1 protein-coding gene is annotated in these 627 nt (G+C 44.5%); it reads left to right on the top strand.

Features of this window, described 5'->3' with window-relative positions:
• On the top strand, window positions 1-627 hold a 627-nt coding region (locus ACTIE0_RS24630; RefSeq protein WP_439517058.1), incomplete at both ends, for a calcium-binding protein.

Raw genomic sequence — 627 nt, 5'->3', positions numbered from 1 at the left:
TGAACCTACTCCTGAACCGGAATTTGTAATCGTTAACCCCGACTTTGCTACCACTCCCAGTTTCATCCTAGGTAGCCCCGGAAATGATACTATTTTCGCAGAGGATACCAACTTGAGGCGCATTGAAATTCCTGTATTAGAGAATGATAGTCCCGCTGTGGGATTAACCATTAATAGCATCAGTAATGTCAGCGGAGGAGAAGTTAATATTCTCCCAGGTAATACCTCCGTTGAGTTTATCCCCCTTGTCCCAGGACCATTCGGTGGCGAATTTACCTATACCGCACAAGACTCCCTAGGAAATACCGCCTCCGCTTTGGTTAGCGTTAGTATTGCAACAGTGGACACCATTGATGGTAATGCAGGTGATAATTTTCTCGCCGGTCACTTAGACTCTATTGTTTTAATTGGCGGTCCTGGTAATGATACTCTTGTAGGTAGCGCCTTTCGTAATGACTTGCTATTGGGTAATGAGGGTAATGATTCTTTAGTGGGTGGTCCTGGTAATGATTCCCTCTTTGGTGGTCCTGGTAATGATACCTTAACAGGTGGTACTGGTAATGACATCATACGTGGTGGTGATGGAGAAGATTTAATCTATGGTGGCGGTGGTAATAACCTACTATA

The sequence above is a fragment of the Limnospira sp. genome (genome assembly GCF_051859755.1).
Classification (GTDB): domain Bacteria; phylum Cyanobacteriota; class Cyanobacteriia; order Cyanobacteriales; family Microcoleaceae; genus Limnospira; species Limnospira fusiformis.
This window is presented reverse-complemented; position numbering and strand designations above follow the sequence as displayed.